This window comes from Chelatococcus sp. GCM10030263 (genome assembly GCF_042666455.1).
In the GTDB taxonomy this organism is placed as follows: domain Bacteria; phylum Pseudomonadota; class Alphaproteobacteria; order Rhizobiales; family Beijerinckiaceae; genus Chelatococcus.
On record NZ_JBHTDB010000008.1, the window covers coordinates 156,457 to 172,784 of the forward strand.

A 16,328-nucleotide genomic window follows, 5' to 3' on the forward strand; every position below is an offset into this window, starting at 1 on the left:
CTCAGCCGTTCGGCTCAGTTATAGACGCGCAGCCCCTCCGTCGAGACCGATCGCATGAAGGAGCGCGTGTAGCGCACGCCCGGTACCGGATCCGCAAAGACGTCGCGGGCGTGGAAGCCGGCGCCGTTGTTCATCAGAATGAGCCTTCGGGCCCGCTGTGGCACGGCGAGGCGCGTGGAGCGCATGCTGATCGAGTCTTTCATCTCTATCAGATGACCCATGTCGAACCGGGCGGTGGCGCTCGCCGGCCCGATCACCTCGCCGTTGAGAAAGACAGCTTGCTGCTGCCCGCCGTCCCGCCAGAAGATCGGCGCTTCGATGAAGCGTGGCGCGGGCAGGCTGGCCTGCCCTATAGCGCCGGAATAGACGATCGGGGTCATCGCAAAGCGGTAGGGGACGTTCCAGCCGATGCTCTCGCCATAGCGTTCAAAGTCGGGCCACAGGGAGAACGGCACCCAAAGGAAATTGCCGGGCCGGCGGTAGGCAATGAGGATGTTGTAAAGCGCGAGATAGCGCGGCACGTAAATCGCGTCGTTGCGGATCAGGCCGTCCGTATGGAAGCCGAGCTTTTCATTCGGTGAGAAAAACTTGAGGCCAGCCTGCTTCAACCGCGCCTCGTTTTGCGCGGAGGCGGTGTAGAGCGTGAACGGGGTGCCGTTGCGGACATCGAGGGCCGGGGTCATGAACCGGGCGGCCACAGCGGCGGCGATAACGGCGCCCATCACGGCATCCGCGGTCGGCCTGGTGGCCAGCCCCGGCGGCACGTCCACCCCGATGATCCCGCATTTGGGATTGTCGAGGCTGTCATGGACGGGCATGTAGAGGTCGACCGTCAAACGATCGATCGCGCTCCTATGCGCGTCGAAAATTCTATGGTCCTTCAAGACATCGAGCGACGACAGCATAAGTCCATCGGCGACCAGTGCGTCGATGAATTCCCTGCAGGTATCGAGAGGCAAGGCCACGACTGGCCCGGCCTGCCGCATCTCTTGCATTGCCACGACATTCATGAGCTCGCCTCCCGCCTATTGCCTGCCTCTAGTCGCTTCAACTGAAGCAATGCTTGTTTGATGCAGCGCTTCAGGTCTGCGTGCTGTCGCTGCATTCCGGCGACTGCAGACAAGGTTCCAGCGTGCCGGTGACCTCATCCAGATCGATGGCTTGGATCGTTTCCTCACTCATGACCGTCTCCTTTTCTTTCTCATTCGGGAGAGCCACTCCGCTCTCTACTGACCACGTCTTCAGGGCCCGACGGAGCCACCGCCACCGCCGCCGCTGTTACCGCCGCCGCCACCCGTTCCGGCCGATCCGTCGCTGCATTCCGGCGACTGCAGGCAAGGCTCCAGCGTACCGGTGAGCTCATCCAGATCGATGGCTTGGATCGTTTCCTCACTCATGTCCGTCTCCTTGATCGCGGCGAACTGAAGACTCCACCGGACATTATACGAGTATGCCCTACGCCGTGCCGCGGTCAGCGTAAGGCGTTCCATGCTGCGGCGGGCTTTTCTGCCAATACGATTCAGCCATCCGAGCGCAATGTCAATAATATTTAAGTATATTGAATAAAGAGCAATATTAATGCTTATTTGTCTATTTTGTAGACGATACAAATTCATTGACCAATAGCCTCATTTCTTGAAATATAAACCTGTAGCCTGGGCACAGGCGTAGCGAATGCCATCGCCAACAATGCACTCAGAGCAGCCTTGCATGCAGGATTAACGATGGGATCAACGGATCATGCCCTCAGCAAGGACGGACCGACGGCAGGTCTCGCGGCCAGACGCCGTCATTTCCTCCTGGGTTGCATCGCCTTTTCATTCTTGACGATGTGCCTCATTGGGGTAGGCCTTGTGGGCGTCTCCTGGGTTGCGGCGAACCACGGGACCATCGCCCTCGTCGGCCAGCTGTTCTTCATCAGCGGTGTCACCAATATCGTCGTTTCCGCGATCGGCGGCGTGCTGGTCGACCGGCGCAGCCGGCGCAGCATGGTGCTGCGCGGGCAAGTGGTGCGGCTTCTCGGCACCACGATTCTCTTTGCCGGCGTACTGTATCCCGCCTGGTTGACCTTTGCCCTGTTCGCCTCCACCATTCTCAACACGGCCGGGCCGGCTTCGGGCGGTGGCGCCATGGCGGGCGTTTTCCAGAAGCTCTTCCCGCCGGAGCAGCGCATGAGGATCAACATGCGGCTCGGCGTCGTCGGGCAGGTCGGCTTCGTCGCCGGCACCGGCATCTCCGGCGTCGCCCTGCACCTCTGGGGCGCAGAGCTTTGCGTTGGGCTCATGGTCGTCATAGCCGGCGTGCTGCTCATCCTCGGCGATTATTTCACCCGCGACATGACGGAAGCACCACCGCCGACCGGCAACAGCTTCTCGGCGGATTGGCGGGAGGGCCTGCGCTATGCCCTCACCGACTGGCGCTTAGCCGGCGCAATTCTGGGCGTCGCCCTTCTGGTCTCGGTCGCACAGATGACCAATACGCTCGTGCCCGGCTTCGTGCGCGATACGCTGCACGCGGGCAGCGACGTCTACGGCCTGCTTGAGGCCGTCTGGTCGGCCGGCGGGGGCAGCGCGCTCGCTGCCGCCGCATTCCTGCGGCAGCAATCGAGCTATCGCGGTTGGGTCGAGTTCGCCATGCTGGCGGTACTCGGCCTCGTCATGGTCGCTTTTGCCCTGTCGCGTTCCGTCAGCGTCGCCGTCGCGCTCTATGCGATCATGGGCGCGCTCTTCGCCCTGTCGCGCGCCGTCTGCAGCGGCCGCATCCTCACCCTGGCCGATCCAGCCTATATCGGCCGCGTGCTGGCGCTCACCTCGATGCTGACCAGCGGCACCGGCATGGTCATCTACATCATGCCGACCTTCGTCCTCATCGCCGACATCGCCTTGTATTATCAGGCCTGGGGCATCGCCATCCTGGTCACCGGCCTCGGGCTCGCCGGTGCATCCTGGCACATGGAGCGCAACACGACTGCCGCCTCCGCGGCCGGCGCGGCGCGGTCGCGGCCGGGCCGGCCGGTGTGAGCACGCTCGATTTGAGCATGCTCGGATTTACCGCCCTTTGGCAGCCCGCCAGGCCGCGAAATCGGCCTTCGTCCGATCCTCGGTCGCAGGATAGAGGCCGAGAATCGAGCGGCCTTTCAGCACCTCCTCGGTGACGAAGTCCTCAAAGGCAGTCATCTCCACGGCCTCGTCGGCGATCTCGTCGGCGAGATGGGCGGGGACGACGATCACGCCTTCGCCGTCGCCGACAACGACATCGCCCGGCCACACCGGCACGTCGCCGCAGCCGATCGGCACATTGATATCGAGTGCCTGGTGGTGGGTGAGATTGGTCGGTGCCGACGGGCGGTTGTGATAGGCCGGAATCGCAAGTTCCGCGATGTCCGGGCTGTCGCGGAAGCCCCCGTCGGTCACGATGCCGGCGACGCCCCGCACCATGAGCCGCGTCACGAGGATCGAGCCGGCAGAGGCAGCGCGCGGATTCTTGCGGCTGTCGATGACGAAGACCGCGCCGGGCGGGCATTCCTCGACCGCCTTGCGCTGCGGATGCGCGCGGTTTTGGAACACCTCGATCCGGTTGAGATCTTCGCGCGCCGGAATGTAGCGAAGCGTGAAGGCCTCGCCCACCATATTCCTGCCCTTGTGCTTCAAGGGCCGCACATCCTGGATGAACTGGTTCCTGAGGCCGCGCTTGAAGAGCGCGGTCGACAGGGTGGCCGTGCTCACGGTCTTCAGCTTCTCGCGGGTGGTATCGGTCAGCATGTTATTCCCGGGTAGGGTCGTTACGATGGATCGTCAGTAGATGACCGGCTCGTCCACCGGCCGGCCGAAGTCGGTGCGCAGGAAATCGAAGTCGCAACCCTGGTCCGCCTGGCCGATATGCTGGGAGAACATCCAGCCGTAGCCCCGCTCGTAGCGCGGCTTCGGCGGAGGCAAGGCGGCCCGGCGACGCGCAAGTTCGTCCTCAGCCACCTCGAGCGTGATCGAGCGGGCCGGCACGTCGACGCGGATCATGTCGCCGGTCTGAACGAGGGCGAGCGGCCCGCCGATATAGGATTCCGGCGCCACATGCAGGATGCAGGCGCCGTAGCTCGTGCCGCTCATGCGCGCGTCGGAGATGCGCAGCATGTCGCGCACACCTTGCCGCACGAGCTTCTTCGGGATGGGGAGCATGCCCCATTCCGGCATGCCCGGCCCGCCGAGCGGGCCGGCATTGCGCAGCACGATCACGTGGTCGGGCGTCACATCGAGGTCGTCGCGGTCGATATTGGCCTTGAGGCTCGGATAATCGTCGAAGACGAGCGCCGGCCCGACATGCTGGAGAAGGTGGGGCGCCGCCGCCGAGGGCTTGATCACGCAGCCGTCCGGCGCGAGATTGCCCCTGAGAACCGCGAGCGCGCCCTCCTGGTAGATGGCCTGATCGAGCGGGCGGATCACGTCGTCGTTGTAAACCTCGACGCCTTCCAGGCACTCGGCCCAGGTTCGGCCGGACACATTGATCTGGCTGAGGTCGAGAAAGGATTTCAGCCGCATCATCAGGCCGGGAAGCCCCCCCGCGTAGTAGAAGTCCTCCATCAGATAACGGTCGCCGCTCGGCCGGATATTGGCGATGACGGGCACCTTGCGGCTCGCGGCGTCGAAGTCGTCGAGGCTGATGGCATGCCCTGCCCGCCGCGCCATGGCGACGAGATGGATGACCGCATTGGTCGAGCAGCCCATGGCCATGGCGACCACGATGGCATTGCGGAAGGCCTGCTCCGTCTGGATCTTTGCCGGCGTCAGATCCTCCCAGACCATGTCGACGATGCGCCGGCCCGCTTCCGCGCACATGCGGATATGGTTGGAATCGGCCGCCGGGATGGACGAGGCGCCGGGCAGCGTCATGCCGATGGCCTCGGCGAGCGCCGTCATCGTGGCGGCGGTTCCCATCGTCATACAGACGCCGTAGGAACGGGCGATGCCGGCCTCCATCTCGTGCCAATCGCGTTCCGAAATATTGCCGGCGCGGCGCTCGTCCCAGTATTTCCAGGCATCCGAGCCCGAGCCCAGCACCTTGCCGTGCCAATTGCCGCGCAGCATCGGGCCTGCCGGCACGAAGATGGCCGGCAGCCCGGCGCTCGTCGCCCCGAGAAGGAGCCCCGGCGTAGTCTTGTCGCAGCCCCCCATCAGCACGACGCCGTCGGCCGGATGGGAGCGAATGAGCTCCTCCGTCTCCATGGCGAGGAAATTGCGGTAGAGCATGGTGGTCGGCTTCACCTTGCTCTCCGACAGGGAGACGGCGGGAAGCTCCACCGGAAAGCCGCCGGCCTGCAGGATGCCGCGCTTCACATCCTCGACGCGATGCTTGAAATGCGCGTGGCACGGGTTGAGGTCCGACCAGGTATTGATGATCGCGATAACCGGCTTGCCGGCATAATCCTCTGCCGCATAGCCCATCTGGTTCATGCGCGAACGGTGGCCGAAGGAGCGCAGGTCGTCGGGCGCGAACCAGCGCGCGCTGCGGAGCTGATCGGGAGTTTTACGGGTCATTGGCTGCTCTGGAGGCGAAAGGCGGCGGTGCGGACACACGCCTGACGGAGGGATCTGCGGACTTCTGCTAATGTATCAGTGATAGGAATTGCCCTCTCCTTCACCGTTGAATGCCATCCTCCCGTCATCGCAGGAAGTCCGGATAGCGTTGGCGGATTTCATCAACGATCGACAGCGTTCCCGAGAGATGCCGGCGCATGACCGCCGCGGCACCCTCGGGATCCCCCCGCTCGATCGCCGCAACCAGCGATTCATGATCGCGCAGGACAGCCTCGATCTTGCCCGGCAGAGGCAGGTTCAGTCGCCGTAGCCGGTCGATATGCCCGCTCTGCCGGCGCACGACATCCCAGAGGTCGGGGATATCGGCGCCCTCATAGAGCACCTTGTGGAAACCGCGGTCGGCGGCGCTGAAGGCCTCCGAGTCATCGGGGGCTGCATGGCGCCGCTGGTCGGCCAGGAAGGGCTGTAGCTTGGCCGCGACCGCAGCCGTCGCCTCGCCCGCCGCAATGCGGCGAACCGCTTCTATTTCAATGGCCATCCGGAGAAAATGCGCCTGGCGGGCGGCGGCGAGATCGATCCGCGCGACGAAGGTCGCATGCTGCGGAAAGATATCGACCAGCCCCTCCTGGCCGAGTTTCATCAGCGCATCGCGCACCGGCGTCAGGCTGACGGCGAATTCCGCCTGAAGCGCTGCCCGCGACAGTATCTCATTGGGCTTGAGCGCGAGCGACAGGATGCGCTGCCGCAGGATCTCCTCGATCTGCGGCGCGACCTGGCGGGACCGATCCAGGCGCACGCTCGGCTCAGCAAGATGCAGGTTCATCGTCCTCCCCGACCCTGCGGCAACAGCCGCGGACGCCGCTTGCAACGGGCGCAAACCACATAATCACACCAACCCACTTGATGCAATAATACATTAGTGCTTTAGCTGGAGGCGCCGGCCGCAACGAAAAGCCGGGCTGAGGATCCCAGGGAGACAGACGACATGGCCATCGCTATGAATGGATCAGAGGAGACGCCGGGCATGATGCGCCGGGTGGCGATCGCCTCCTGCATCGGCACCACCGTCGAGTGGTACGACTTCTTCATTTATGCGACGGCCTCGGCGCTCGTCTTCAACAAGCTGTTCTTTCCGAGCTTTGATCCGCTCGTCGGCTCGCTCGTGGCGCTCGCGACCTATGCGGCCGGCTTCATCGCGCGGCCCATCGGCGGCCTGCTCTTCGGCTATATCGGCGATCGCTATGGGCGCAAGAACGCGCTGGTGACGACACTGCTCATCGTCGGCATCGCCACCTTCGTCATCGGCCTCATGCCCACCTACGAGACGATAGGTGTCGCCGCGCCCTTGGCGCTCCTGTTCATCCGGCTCCTGCACGGCTTCGGCATCGGCGGAGAACAGGGCAACGCCATTCTCATCATGTGCGAGCACGCCCCGGCCCGCTCGCGCGGCTTCTTCGGCTCCTGGGTCCAGACGGGAGCGCCTGCCGGCTTCATCTTGCCGCTCGGCATCTTCGCCCTGCTCACAGCAACCCTTTCCGAGGAGCAGTTCCTCAGCTGGGGCTGGCGCATTCCCTTCCTGTTGAGCCTCCTCCTCGTCGGCGTCGGCCTCTATATCCGGCTCTCGCTGACGGAAACGCCCTTGTTCCTGGAGATGCGCAAGCGCCGTGCCGCCGACCGGCATCCCCTGGCGGAGGTTCTGCGCGACTATCCCCGCCCGCTGGCGCTCGGCTGCGGCAGCAAATTCGCCGAGAGCATCGCCTTCACGAGCTTCGCCGTGCTGATCACGGCCTATGCCGCGAGCCGCGGCGTCTCGCGCGAGACCATGACGACGGCGACGCTCGTTGCAATTCTATTCGAACTCGTCGCGCTGCCCACTTTCGGTGCGCTGTCGGACCGGGTCGGCCGCAAGCCCGTCTATCTGTTCGGCGCTGTCTGCGTGCTGCTTGCGACCTTTCCCACCTTCGCTTTCGTCTATTACCGCATGGACGGCCTCATCTGGGTAGGCCTCGTCGCCGCGCTCGCCGTGGGGCACGCCGCCATGTATGGCCCGCAGGCGGCCTATTACGCCGAACTCTTCCCGACGCGGATCCGGGCGAGCGGGGTCTCCTTCATCCAGCAGATCGGCGCGCTGATCGGTTCCGTCGGAACGCTCGCTGCCGGCTGGCTCCTTCAGGTGGCGCATGGCGCACCCTGGGCCTTGTGCGGCTATATCGGCCTCGGTTGCGTCATCACCATGGCCTGCACCGCCGCCCTGCCGGAAACGGCGCCGCGGCTCGAGCGCGCCCGCGATCTCGTCAGCGACTTCACGGCCGGGGATGTCGCACCGCGCTCACCGGCCTGAAAGCCGGATACGGCTCGCCTAAACACAAAGGGGAACGCGGCTGTGCCGTGCTCCCCTCAACAGTCCGACAGATTCGCCGCCGCGGCGAAGCGGTACGGCTCGCGGCTCAGGCTTCGCCGCTCTGGCGCGCCATGGCACGCCGCCCCTTGCGCCGCACGCGGACTATCAGCTCGACACCGACGAGTTCCATGCCCGCCGGCAGCTCGGCCGGGGCCGCCGGCAAGCTGCCGGCCGGCAGCATGCCGTTGGGAATATCGATCAGCACCTGATCATCTTCGACGAAGAAATGGTGATGCACCGCCACATTGGTGTCGAAATAGCTCTTCGTGCCATCGACGGCGAGCTGCCGCAGCAACCCGGCTTCCGTGAACTGGTGCAGGGTGTTGTAGACGGTGGCGAGCGACACGGCCGCCTTGGCGCGCGTCGCCTCGGTATAGAGGAGCTCCGCCGTGACGTGGCGATGCCCCTTGGAGAACAACAGCCAGCCCAGCATCAGCCGCTGCCGCGTGGGCCGCAGGCCCGCCGCACGCAAGATCTCGCGCACGTCGTGGAAGCCGCAGCCGGTTTTCACCGGTGCGCTCGGGCTATCGAGAAGCGCCGCGAGATCCGAATGCACGGGCACACCGCGCGCTGTCGTTAGGCGAACATGATCTGACATGATGAAATCCTCGAACCGAGCTATAGCCAGTTCGCACATAAATGCAATATGATTTTTTCGGCATTGGCAGGCTATTGGCGTGGCGCCTCGCCGTAAAACTTACCTTATAATAATTAAAAACTACGATCTACCTGAAACCAGCGAGCCTGAAAAGACAGATCGGCTTTTATTGTACCATCCGAATACGAGGTATTCCTACAGCAATACAGATTGCGTCAAGAAACGCCGCGCGACGCCCGAGTAATGGAGCATATCTGAGATTCCAGACTGAACCTCAGATCCCATCAGCTTGGATCGCCGCCGCGCTACCTGCACACGTCGAGCCAGATCTGCAGGCGATTGGCGAAAGCCTCCAGGGCATATTCCGGCGTGAACGACAGCTTGCGGAGGGCGTAGGCGGTCAGTCCGAGGAAGACGGAAATGAGCACGAGGCCGGCGAGCGACAGCCGCTCCTGCTTGTAGAAGGCGGAGAAAACGGCGAGGCAGAAGCCGCCGAGCATGAAGCCGGCGAGCACTTCCGAACGCGTGTGATAGTTGAGCCGCACCCGGCTCCAGCCGATCAGCAGCACGAGCACGGCGCCGCCGAGGGCGAAAAGCACGCGGATGATGCGATCCCGGCCGCCGGCCATGACGATGGCAAGGCCCCCAAAGACCATCATGCTCAGCGCCGCATGGCCGCTCGGGGAGCGGATGCGGTCGCCGGTCAGCATGTCGCCGCAGGCGTGGAAGGTGAGCTTGGCAACGCCCGTGAGCGCCATGCCGACCAGGATCATGAGAGACCATTGCAGGGCAAGCCGGCGATGCCCCGCCATGAAACAATAGAGCGCCACGAGGGCCGCGACCGGCACCAGCACCGCCACGTCGCCGAGACCCGTAATTCGATGCATCATAACGACCGCCGCGCCTCCATCCTCACCCCCCGCGGTGTCGCTTTACCTCAAAAAGCGTTGCGATAGGAGTGCGGATGAAAGACCGTCATGGCGATGATCTTGAGATCGAGCCACAAGGACCAATTGTCGATGTAGAACAGGTCGAACTCGACGCGCTTTTCCATCTTGGCGTCCACGTCGGTCTGGCCGCGGAAGCCGTGCACCTGCGCCCAGCCGGTGATGCCCGGCTTCACATTATGGCGGCGAGCATAAAGACCGATCTTCGCCTCGAACTCGCGGTCATGCGCCAGGGCGTGCGGTCGCGGTCCGACGATCGACATATCGCCCTTGATCACATTGATGAGCTGCGGCAATTCGTCGATGTTCCAACGCCGGAGGAAGCGGCCGATGCGCGTCACCCGCGGATCGTCGCGCGTTGCCTGGCGAATGACGTCGCCGTCGTCCTGGGTGCGCATCGTCCGGAACTTGTAGATGCGAAACGGCTGCTGGTTGAAGCCGAAGCGCCGCTGCGTAAAGAGTGCCGGGCCGCGCGAGTCGAGGCGGATCAGCACCGCGACGATGAGCATCAACGGAGACAGCGCCAGGAGCGCACAGCTCGCGAAGACGAGATCGAAGCAGCGCTTCAGCACGATCTCGACGGGACTCAGCGGCAATCGGGCGAGCTGCAGGCTCGGGATCGGACCGCGCCGCACCAGATTGACCTCCTCGAAGCGCTCGAGGATCCGTTCCGGGCTCAAGTGGATCTCGACCGGAATGAGCGAGAAGGCCTTCACCGTCTGGTCGATCACCGCGGCATCCGACCACGGCAGGGCGATGAAGACGGAATCGGGCTTGAGCTGCCGCGCCGCCTCGACCGCCCGGCGCAGGTTGGCCGCTTCGGGCGCACCAAAACCAGCTGGCGAGGTCTGGCCGTCCCGGCCCATGGGCTCCTCGATCGTCCCCGTGCCGACCACCCGGACGCCGAGGTCCCAGGGCTGATAGCGCTTGAGGAAGGCGTCGATATCCTCCTTGCCGCCGAAGACATAGAGCCGGTGGCCGGTGATCATCCCGAGCCGGCTCGCCGTAGTCACGAGCCGCACCAGCACATAGCGCCCGCTGACGAGCGCCAAGGGACAGGTGAAATAGAGAAGGATGAACCAGCCGCGCGAATAGACCTCCGAGCTCTTCAACACGAAGAGAATGAGCAGGAAGGACAGGAAGGCGAGATTCCAAAAGCGGAATACGGACGACAGATGCGTCCTGTACGACAGATAGCGCGCATAGCCGTATTCGCCGGCCAGCACACCGAAGGTTCCAAAGAGAACGGCCGTGGATAGACCCGCACTCAGGAACAGGCCGAACGGGCCCGAGTCGTTATAGGCCAGCGCGTGGTAGATCATGCCGGTCAGGGAAGATGCCCCTGTCACGACGGCGATGTCGACCATGAAGAAGGCGATCGCGAGAAAGTTTCGCGAAAAGGTAGTCCCGACCTGGGCGAAGCCTGCCTGTGTCGGCACAAAATCTGTTTTGGCCATGCTGGATTGCCTCGTAACAAAACTGGCCGGACACTGAGCTGTTTCTTCTTGAGACAGTTGGCGTCCCCAACCTCTGGGGTGAGCAGAGGCCATGCCAAGACGGGCAAAATCCTTGCGCGGGTCCAAAATCCTTTCACTGACCGTTGATACACATGACCTGCCGCGTTATGAGACGAATGCATAAGAATCAGAGGGGGGAACAGGTGCATTGCGCCTGCTTCACAGCCGTCAGGAGCCATGATCGACATCGGCACAAGGCCATCCATCGGCATCGTCCTGGGCGGATTCGCGGGCGGTGGGGCACAGCGGGATTCGGTTCTGCTCGGCAATGCGCTCGCCAAGCTGGGCGCGGCGGTCACGCTCATCGTGCTGCGCACGGAGGGGCCGCTCCGGGCCCTCGTTGATCCCGGTATCGCAACCGTCAAGGTGCCTTCGCGGCTGAGGCGCGCCATCCCGCAGCTGCGCCGGGTCTTCGGCGATAGTGATTTCGATGTCGTCCTGAGTTCGGAAGCCAGTCTCAATCTCGGCTGCGTGCTCGCTGCACGGCTGCTGCCGCGCAGGCAGCGTCCCCCGCTCATTCTGCGGGAGGTGGGCGTGCCATCCGTCGGCCTGCGGCACGATCCCTACCTCCAGAACCGCGTGGCCTACAGGCTCGGCTTTTTCTATCGCTACGCCGACCACGTCCTCACGCTGACGGAGGGCGCCTGCGACGATCTCGTGCGCCAGTCGCATGTGCCGCGGGTCATGATGTCCATGATGGTGTCCAAGCCGGTGATCACGCCGGAGGTCGCAGCCTCCCTCGACAGCTTTGCCACGGCCGAGCGCGAAGAAGGGCTGATCGTCTGCATGGGGCGCCTGTCCACCGAGAAGGGCCAGGCCCATCTCGTGGAAGCGGCGGCACTGCTGCCCCGGTCACGCCCATGGCGCCTCACCTTCGTCGGCGAAGGCGCCGAGCAGCCGGCGCTCGAACAGCGCATCGCGGCGCTTGGCCTGGCGGACCGCGTCATCTTCGCCGGCTACGCGAAAGATCCCTTTTCGTGGTTCAAGCGGGCCGAGCTCGCCGTATCGGCCTCGTTGTTCGAGGGCTTCGGCAATTCACTGGTCGAAGCACTCGCTTGCGGCACGCCCGTCGTGGCTGTGGACTGCCCCTATGGTCCGCGCGAAATTCTCGACGGCGGCCGATATGGCATGCTTGTCCCGCCCGGAGACGCGCGTCAGCTCGCCGCGGCCATCGAGCAATCGCTCGGCCAAACGGTCGATCGCAGGCGGCTGATGGAGCGGGGCCTCTTGCACAGGACCGATCGATCCGCGCAAGAACTTCTGCACATCGCGCGCGATTTATGCGAGAGGGTCGATAGCCGGCGCCTCGGCCGGCTGAGTGAAGCTTAACGCAGCATAGCGAGGACAAGCGGAATGAAACCAGCGCGCCTCCTTGCCGGCTTGGGACGCAAGGCCGGGCGGCATCTCAATACGCAGCCCTTCCGCATGCGCAATCACCGGCCGCTCGCCAGCTTCACCTTCGATGATGTTCCCGCTTCGGCCGCGCGCGCCGGCGCCGACCTGCTGAATGCCAACGGTGCCTTCGGCACCTTCTATATCGCCGCCGGTCTTCTCGGCACTCGCGACGAGTTCTGGGATGTGGCGACGGTCGAGGATGTGCGTCGGCTCCACGCCACCGGCCATGAGATCGGCGATCACACCTTTTCCCATCCCAAGGTCGACGAGATCAGTGCCGAGGCGCTCGAGGAAGAGGAGAATGCTAATCGCGCCGCCCTGCGCGAGATCTGCGGCGATCTTTCTCTCGAGAATTTCGCCTTTCCCTTCGGGCGGCAGTCGCTGTCACGCAAGCTGCAGCTGCAGCGCCGTTTCGCCACCTGCCGCGGCGTCTATGAGGGGCTGAATGTCGGGCGGATCGACCTTGCCATGCTCAGGGTGATCGAGCTCTACGACCGAACGCTCACGCCCGAGAAGCTGGCCCGCACCCTCGATGCGGCGGCGGCCCGGAACGCCTGGGTCATATTCTATACACATGACGTCGCCGACCCGCCGAGTTGGATCGGCACGTCGACGGCGCTGTTCGACCGCGTCCTGAAGACGGTGGCCGACCGCGGCTTCGACTGCGTGACGATCGCCCAGGGCCTGCGCCGGATAGGCGCGCGACCCTGAAGCCGGCGTTGCCGATCGCCGGATGCGATCAGCGGATGGCGATCAGCGACTTGGTGAAGCCGAAGACCCGCTCGCGCTCGATATGCGACGTCGGAAAGAGCGTCTGCATGTCCTTGAAGTCGAGCAGGCTGGCATCGCTCAGGATCTCATAGGCCTGGTCGCGCGTCTTGGCCTGGTCGTAGAAGCCGAGCTTCTTGCGCATGACGGCGGCGACCCTGAGCGGCTCCGGCAGCCAGTGGATGGCCGGCGTGCGGAAATGCGGCTCGATCGGAAACCAGAAATTCGGCGTTTGCACGAAGTGGCGCGGCGCGATCCGCTGGATCTCCTCGGCCATCCGGCGCTTGTTGGCATAGCTTCCCACATGCTCCAGCACCGAATTGGAATGGATCACGTCGAAGGCGTTGTCCTCGAATTCGGGCATATTGCAGGCATCACCCGTTAGACTCGTGAAACGGCCGTCCGGAACCGGCTCCGCCTTGAGATTGACGAGGGTGATGTGAACCGGCCGGTCGCTCCAGAGGTCTTCGAGACCCTTCCAGTAGGCGACGCCGCCGCCGACGTCGAGGATCCGGCAGCTGCGCTTCGTCTTGAGCACGTCGTCGACCAGCGCGAGGAACCGCGCCAGCCGCCGCCGCCGGAACTTGTTGCGATAAACCGCAGTCTCGGTGGTTGCGAGAAACATGGAAAGCCCTTTCCCGGGTAGAAGCCTGTTCGCGGCTTCTCGGCAGGGCCGATCACCGCTCTCGCCGCAATGAGGCAAGAGCCGGACCAACGGCCGCGTCACCGCCTGCCATGGGCCGGGCGCCGAACAGCAGACCCCGTATTCCGCTTGATTCGTCTTGGCCGGGCTCGCTTTGCCGTGCCTCGAACAGTGCTTGCCGCATGTGGTTCGGCTCTTGCTGCTTGTCCTGTGCCGTCCGATGGCGAGGCTAAAGACGTTTTAAAATGAAACAGATCCGTTGCACCCAAATCCCGGAGCGAAGCACATGAAACCCGCCGATCCAGCTGGTGAGGACTGGCCGATTTTCGGGATTCCGGTTCGGGCCACGACGAGCGAAGCCGCCATCGAGGCGCTCGGCGCGCTTCCACAGAAGCCGCGGCAGATCGCCTTCCTCAATGCCCATAATGCCAATCTCGCCTGGGACGATGCGCGCGTGGCCGAGGCCTTCCGCGCGAGCCTGGTGCTCAATGACGGCATCGGGCTCGATATCGCCGCGCGCCTGCTGCACGGCGCGCCCTTTCCGGAGAATCTCAACGGCACCGATCTCGTGCCGCTCTTCCTGCAGCGCACGCAGAAGGTCCTGCGCGTCTATGTCCTGGGAGGCGCCGAAGGCGTCGCCGAGCGCGCCCGCGATGCCTTTGCCGCCCTCGCCCCACAGCACGTCTATGTCGGGGTGCGGCACGGCTATTTCAGCGACGATGAAAGCCCTGCGATCGCCGCGGCCATTGCGGCGACGAAGGCGGATGTGCTCCTTCTCGGCCTCGGCAGTCCGCGGCAGGAATTATGGATGCAGGCCCATCTGGCGGCCACCGGCTGTCGGCTCGGCTTCTGCGTCGGTGGGCTCATTGATTTCGCCTCGGGGCACAAGCCACGGGCGCCGGAGCTCATACGCCGCCTCCATTGCGAATGGATCTTCCGGCTGATGCTCGAGCCGCGGCGGCTCGCGCGCCGCTATCTCGTCGGCAATCTGGTCTTTCTGGCCCGTGTGGCCCGGGAGCGCCTTCGCCCATCGGCACGCCGGCGCGCAGCGGCCTATGGCATCAATTCACAGTCCTGATTCGAACCGAATCGGTCCAAAATCAGGGTGATCGCTCAATGCGCCATCTTTCGTCCCGAACGCGACAGGCTGAGGAGATCGAACCTGAAGATGGCGAGCCCGCCAAAGGCGGCGAAGACCACCGCCTTGGCGATGAGGGCTGCAACCGGTGCGGTGACGACATGCTCGACAGCATAGTCCGCGAGCAGCGCGAAGAGCGCAAGAATGCTGATGGTGAAAAGGCCACTGCGGTCGACCGGCATGGGATAATACCGGCGGCGCACCACGACGAAGGCGAGACAGGTGACGATATGAGCCACCATCAGAGCAATCGCCGCGCCCTTGGCGCCTTCGAAGGGCACGAGCAGGGTCGCAAGCGCCGCAGAGATCGCGACGAACATGAGCGAGACTACGAGTTCGAGATGGCTCGCGGTCGAAAAATAGATGACCTGGGCGAAGTAGAAGCTGCGCATGGTCATGAAGCCGAAGGCGATCGCGAATATCGGGATGAGCGCCCGGCTCGGCTCGTAGAATTCCTCGCCGACCAGCAGATGAACCACCATGTCGCCGAAGATCAGGAAGAATACCGCCCCGAAAGTGGCGGTCGCCAGGCAGGCATTGAAGGTGTTGCGCAGAACGCGGTCTGCGGCCTCCATCTCGCCGGCGTTGGCGTGCTGCTTGGCGACGGTGACGAGCGCCATGGTGATGGACTCGCCGACCACCATGAAGGCCTGACGCAGAAGGTCTGCCACGACACCATAAGGGCCGAGCGCGCCCGCACCGCCGAAATGGGCGAGCACCAGACGGTCGACACTTTGTCCGACAGCCATGACGCCGAAGGAAATGAGCAGCGGCCAGCCGTAGATGATGAGGCCGCGCATCGCGCGCGTATTCGGCGCAAACTCGATATCACGGATGGCGAAATAGCCGGGAACGGCCGCGCAACAATGGGCGACGGCGACCGCCACGGCGAGCGACACCGCGGTTCCCTGAAACCACAGCGCCGCGGCACCGAAAGCGATGACGAAACCGGCCCTGAGCAGCATGTGCATCGCTACGACGCCGGGCTGCAGCCGCGTGCGGCTGATCTCCAGCAGCGCCTCGTAACCTGCCATGCTGACGACGAGAACAAAAACCGCCGTCAGAAAATTAAAGCCGGCGATACCGGCGAGCCAGATGCCCGTCAGGACGACGGCAACGCCGACGAGAGCCGCGCCGAGCAACACGCCGTAGGAGGAGATGTAATCGGCAGGTGCCTGGTGACGGTAGACGCCAAAGAAGGCAAAGCGCATCCACTGGGTCGAAAAGCCATAAACGATCACCGTCCAGGCGAAAATCAAGAGATATTCGCCGTAGGTCACCGGACCCGCCATGCGGGAAAAGATCGCCAGGGCGACCAAGTTGCCCGCAGCCGAGAGACCTCTGGCAGCGAGAAAGAGCACGATGTTGTCTTGCTTCATTGGCTGATCCGACC

The 16,328-nt window shown here is 64.0% G+C and carries 15 protein-coding genes; 5 read left to right on the forward strand and 10 right to left on the reverse strand.

Going from position 1 to position 16,328, the window contains the following annotated elements; genetic code table 11:
* Window positions 1-14 precede the first annotated feature (14 nt).
* Both ACFQU1_RS18270 and ACFQU1_RS18275 read right to left on the reverse strand, forming a co-directional pair.
* Window positions 15-770, reverse strand: a complete 756-nt coding sequence (locus tag ACFQU1_RS18270) for a hypothetical protein (RefSeq protein ID WP_378135270.1) — start codon at window positions 768-770, stop codon at window positions 15-17.
* Window positions 771-1,241: 471 nt separating this feature from the next.
* A complete protein-coding gene (locus ACFQU1_RS18275; protein ID WP_378135272.1) occupies window positions 1,242-1,397 on the reverse strand; it encodes a hypothetical protein in 156 nt (51 codons plus the stop codon).
* 327 nt (window positions 1,398-1,724) lie between these two features.
* On the opposite strand from ACFQU1_RS18275, the gene ACFQU1_RS18280 reads away from it, so the two are divergent.
* Complete coding sequence (locus tag ACFQU1_RS18280; protein ID WP_378135274.1) at window positions 1,725-3,020, forward strand: MFS transporter; 1,296 nt, start codon at window positions 1,725-1,727, stop codon at window positions 3,018-3,020.
* A 27-nt stretch (window positions 3,021-3,047) separates the two neighbouring features.
* On the opposite strand, the gene ACFQU1_RS18285 is transcribed toward ACFQU1_RS18280, so the two are convergent.
* The 3 genes from ACFQU1_RS18285 to ACFQU1_RS18295 form a co-directional block, all read right to left on the reverse strand.
* Window positions 3,048-3,761, reverse strand: a complete 714-nt coding sequence (locus tag ACFQU1_RS18285) for a ribonuclease activity regulator RraA (protein ID WP_378135276.1) — start codon at window positions 3,759-3,761, stop codon at window positions 3,048-3,050.
* 33 nt (window positions 3,762-3,794) lie between these two features.
* A complete protein-coding gene (gene araD / locus ACFQU1_RS18290; protein WP_378135278.1) occupies window positions 3,795-5,528 on the reverse strand; it encodes an L-arabinonate dehydratase in 1,734 nt (577 codons plus the stop codon).
* A 124-nt stretch (window positions 5,529-5,652) separates the two neighbouring features.
* Window positions 5,653-6,351, reverse strand: a complete 699-nt coding sequence (locus tag ACFQU1_RS18295) for a GntR family transcriptional regulator (RefSeq protein ID WP_378135280.1) — start codon at window positions 6,349-6,351, stop codon at window positions 5,653-5,655.
* Between the two features lie 162 nt (window positions 6,352-6,513).
* Between ACFQU1_RS18295 and ACFQU1_RS18300 the strand changes: the two genes are divergently transcribed.
* Window positions 6,514-7,869, forward strand: a complete 1,356-nt coding sequence (locus ACFQU1_RS18300; RefSeq protein WP_378135282.1) for an MFS transporter — start codon at window positions 6,514-6,516, stop codon at window positions 7,867-7,869.
* A gap of 106 nt (window positions 7,870-7,975) precedes the next feature.
* Here the strand turns inward: ACFQU1_RS18300 and irrA are convergent, their stop codons facing one another.
* The 3 genes from irrA to ACFQU1_RS18315 all read right to left on the reverse strand — a co-directional run bounded on the left by irrA (window position 7,976) and on the right by ACFQU1_RS18315 (window position 10,931).
* Window positions 7,976-8,527, reverse strand: coding sequence for an iron response transcriptional regulator IrrA (gene irrA / locus ACFQU1_RS18305; RefSeq protein ID WP_378135284.1), 552 nt, complete (start codon window positions 8,525-8,527; stop codon window positions 7,976-7,978).
* Between the two features lie 305 nt (window positions 8,528-8,832).
* Entirely contained in the window at window positions 8,833-9,417 is a 585-nt protein-coding gene (locus tag ACFQU1_RS18310) for a phosphatase PAP2 family protein (RefSeq protein ID WP_378135286.1), read from the reverse strand.
* Between the two features lie 47 nt (window positions 9,418-9,464).
* Window positions 9,465-10,931, reverse strand: a complete 1,467-nt coding sequence (locus ACFQU1_RS18315) for an undecaprenyl-phosphate glucose phosphotransferase (protein ID WP_378135288.1) — start codon at window positions 10,929-10,931, stop codon at window positions 9,465-9,467.
* Window positions 10,932-11,168: 237 nt separating this feature from the next.
* Between ACFQU1_RS18315 and ACFQU1_RS18320 the strand changes: the two genes are divergently transcribed.
* The gene (locus ACFQU1_RS18320) at window positions 11,169-12,320 is read left to right on the forward strand and encodes a glycosyltransferase (RefSeq protein WP_378135290.1); all 1,152 of its coding nucleotides are present in this window, start codon (window positions 11,169-11,171) and stop codon (window positions 12,318-12,320) included.
* Between the two features lie 24 nt (window positions 12,321-12,344).
* Window positions 12,345-13,097, forward strand: a complete 753-nt coding sequence (locus ACFQU1_RS18325; RefSeq protein WP_378135292.1) for a polysaccharide deacetylase family protein — start codon at window positions 12,345-12,347, stop codon at window positions 13,095-13,097.
* A gap of 28 nt (window positions 13,098-13,125) precedes the next feature.
* On the opposite strand, the gene ACFQU1_RS18330 is transcribed toward ACFQU1_RS18325, so the two are convergent.
* Window positions 13,126-13,779 carry a class I SAM-dependent methyltransferase gene (locus tag ACFQU1_RS18330; RefSeq protein ID WP_378135294.1) on the reverse strand — a complete coding sequence of 218 codons (654 nt, stop codon included), beginning with the start codon at window positions 13,777-13,779 and terminating at the stop codon, window positions 13,126-13,128.
* A gap of 304 nt (window positions 13,780-14,083) precedes the next feature.
* On the opposite strand from ACFQU1_RS18330, the gene ACFQU1_RS18335 reads away from it, so the two are divergent.
* On the forward strand, window positions 14,084-14,875 hold the full coding sequence (locus tag ACFQU1_RS18335; protein ID WP_378135296.1) for a WecB/TagA/CpsF family glycosyltransferase: 792 nt from the start codon (window positions 14,084-14,086) through the stop codon (window positions 14,873-14,875).
* A 35-nt stretch (window positions 14,876-14,910) separates the two neighbouring features.
* Here the strand turns inward: ACFQU1_RS18335 and ACFQU1_RS18340 are convergent, their stop codons facing one another.
* On the reverse strand, window positions 14,911-16,314 hold the full coding sequence (locus tag ACFQU1_RS18340) for a lipopolysaccharide biosynthesis protein (RefSeq protein WP_378135298.1): 1,404 nt from the start codon (window positions 16,312-16,314) through the stop codon (window positions 14,911-14,913).
* Window positions 16,315-16,328: the final 14 nt, after the last annotated feature.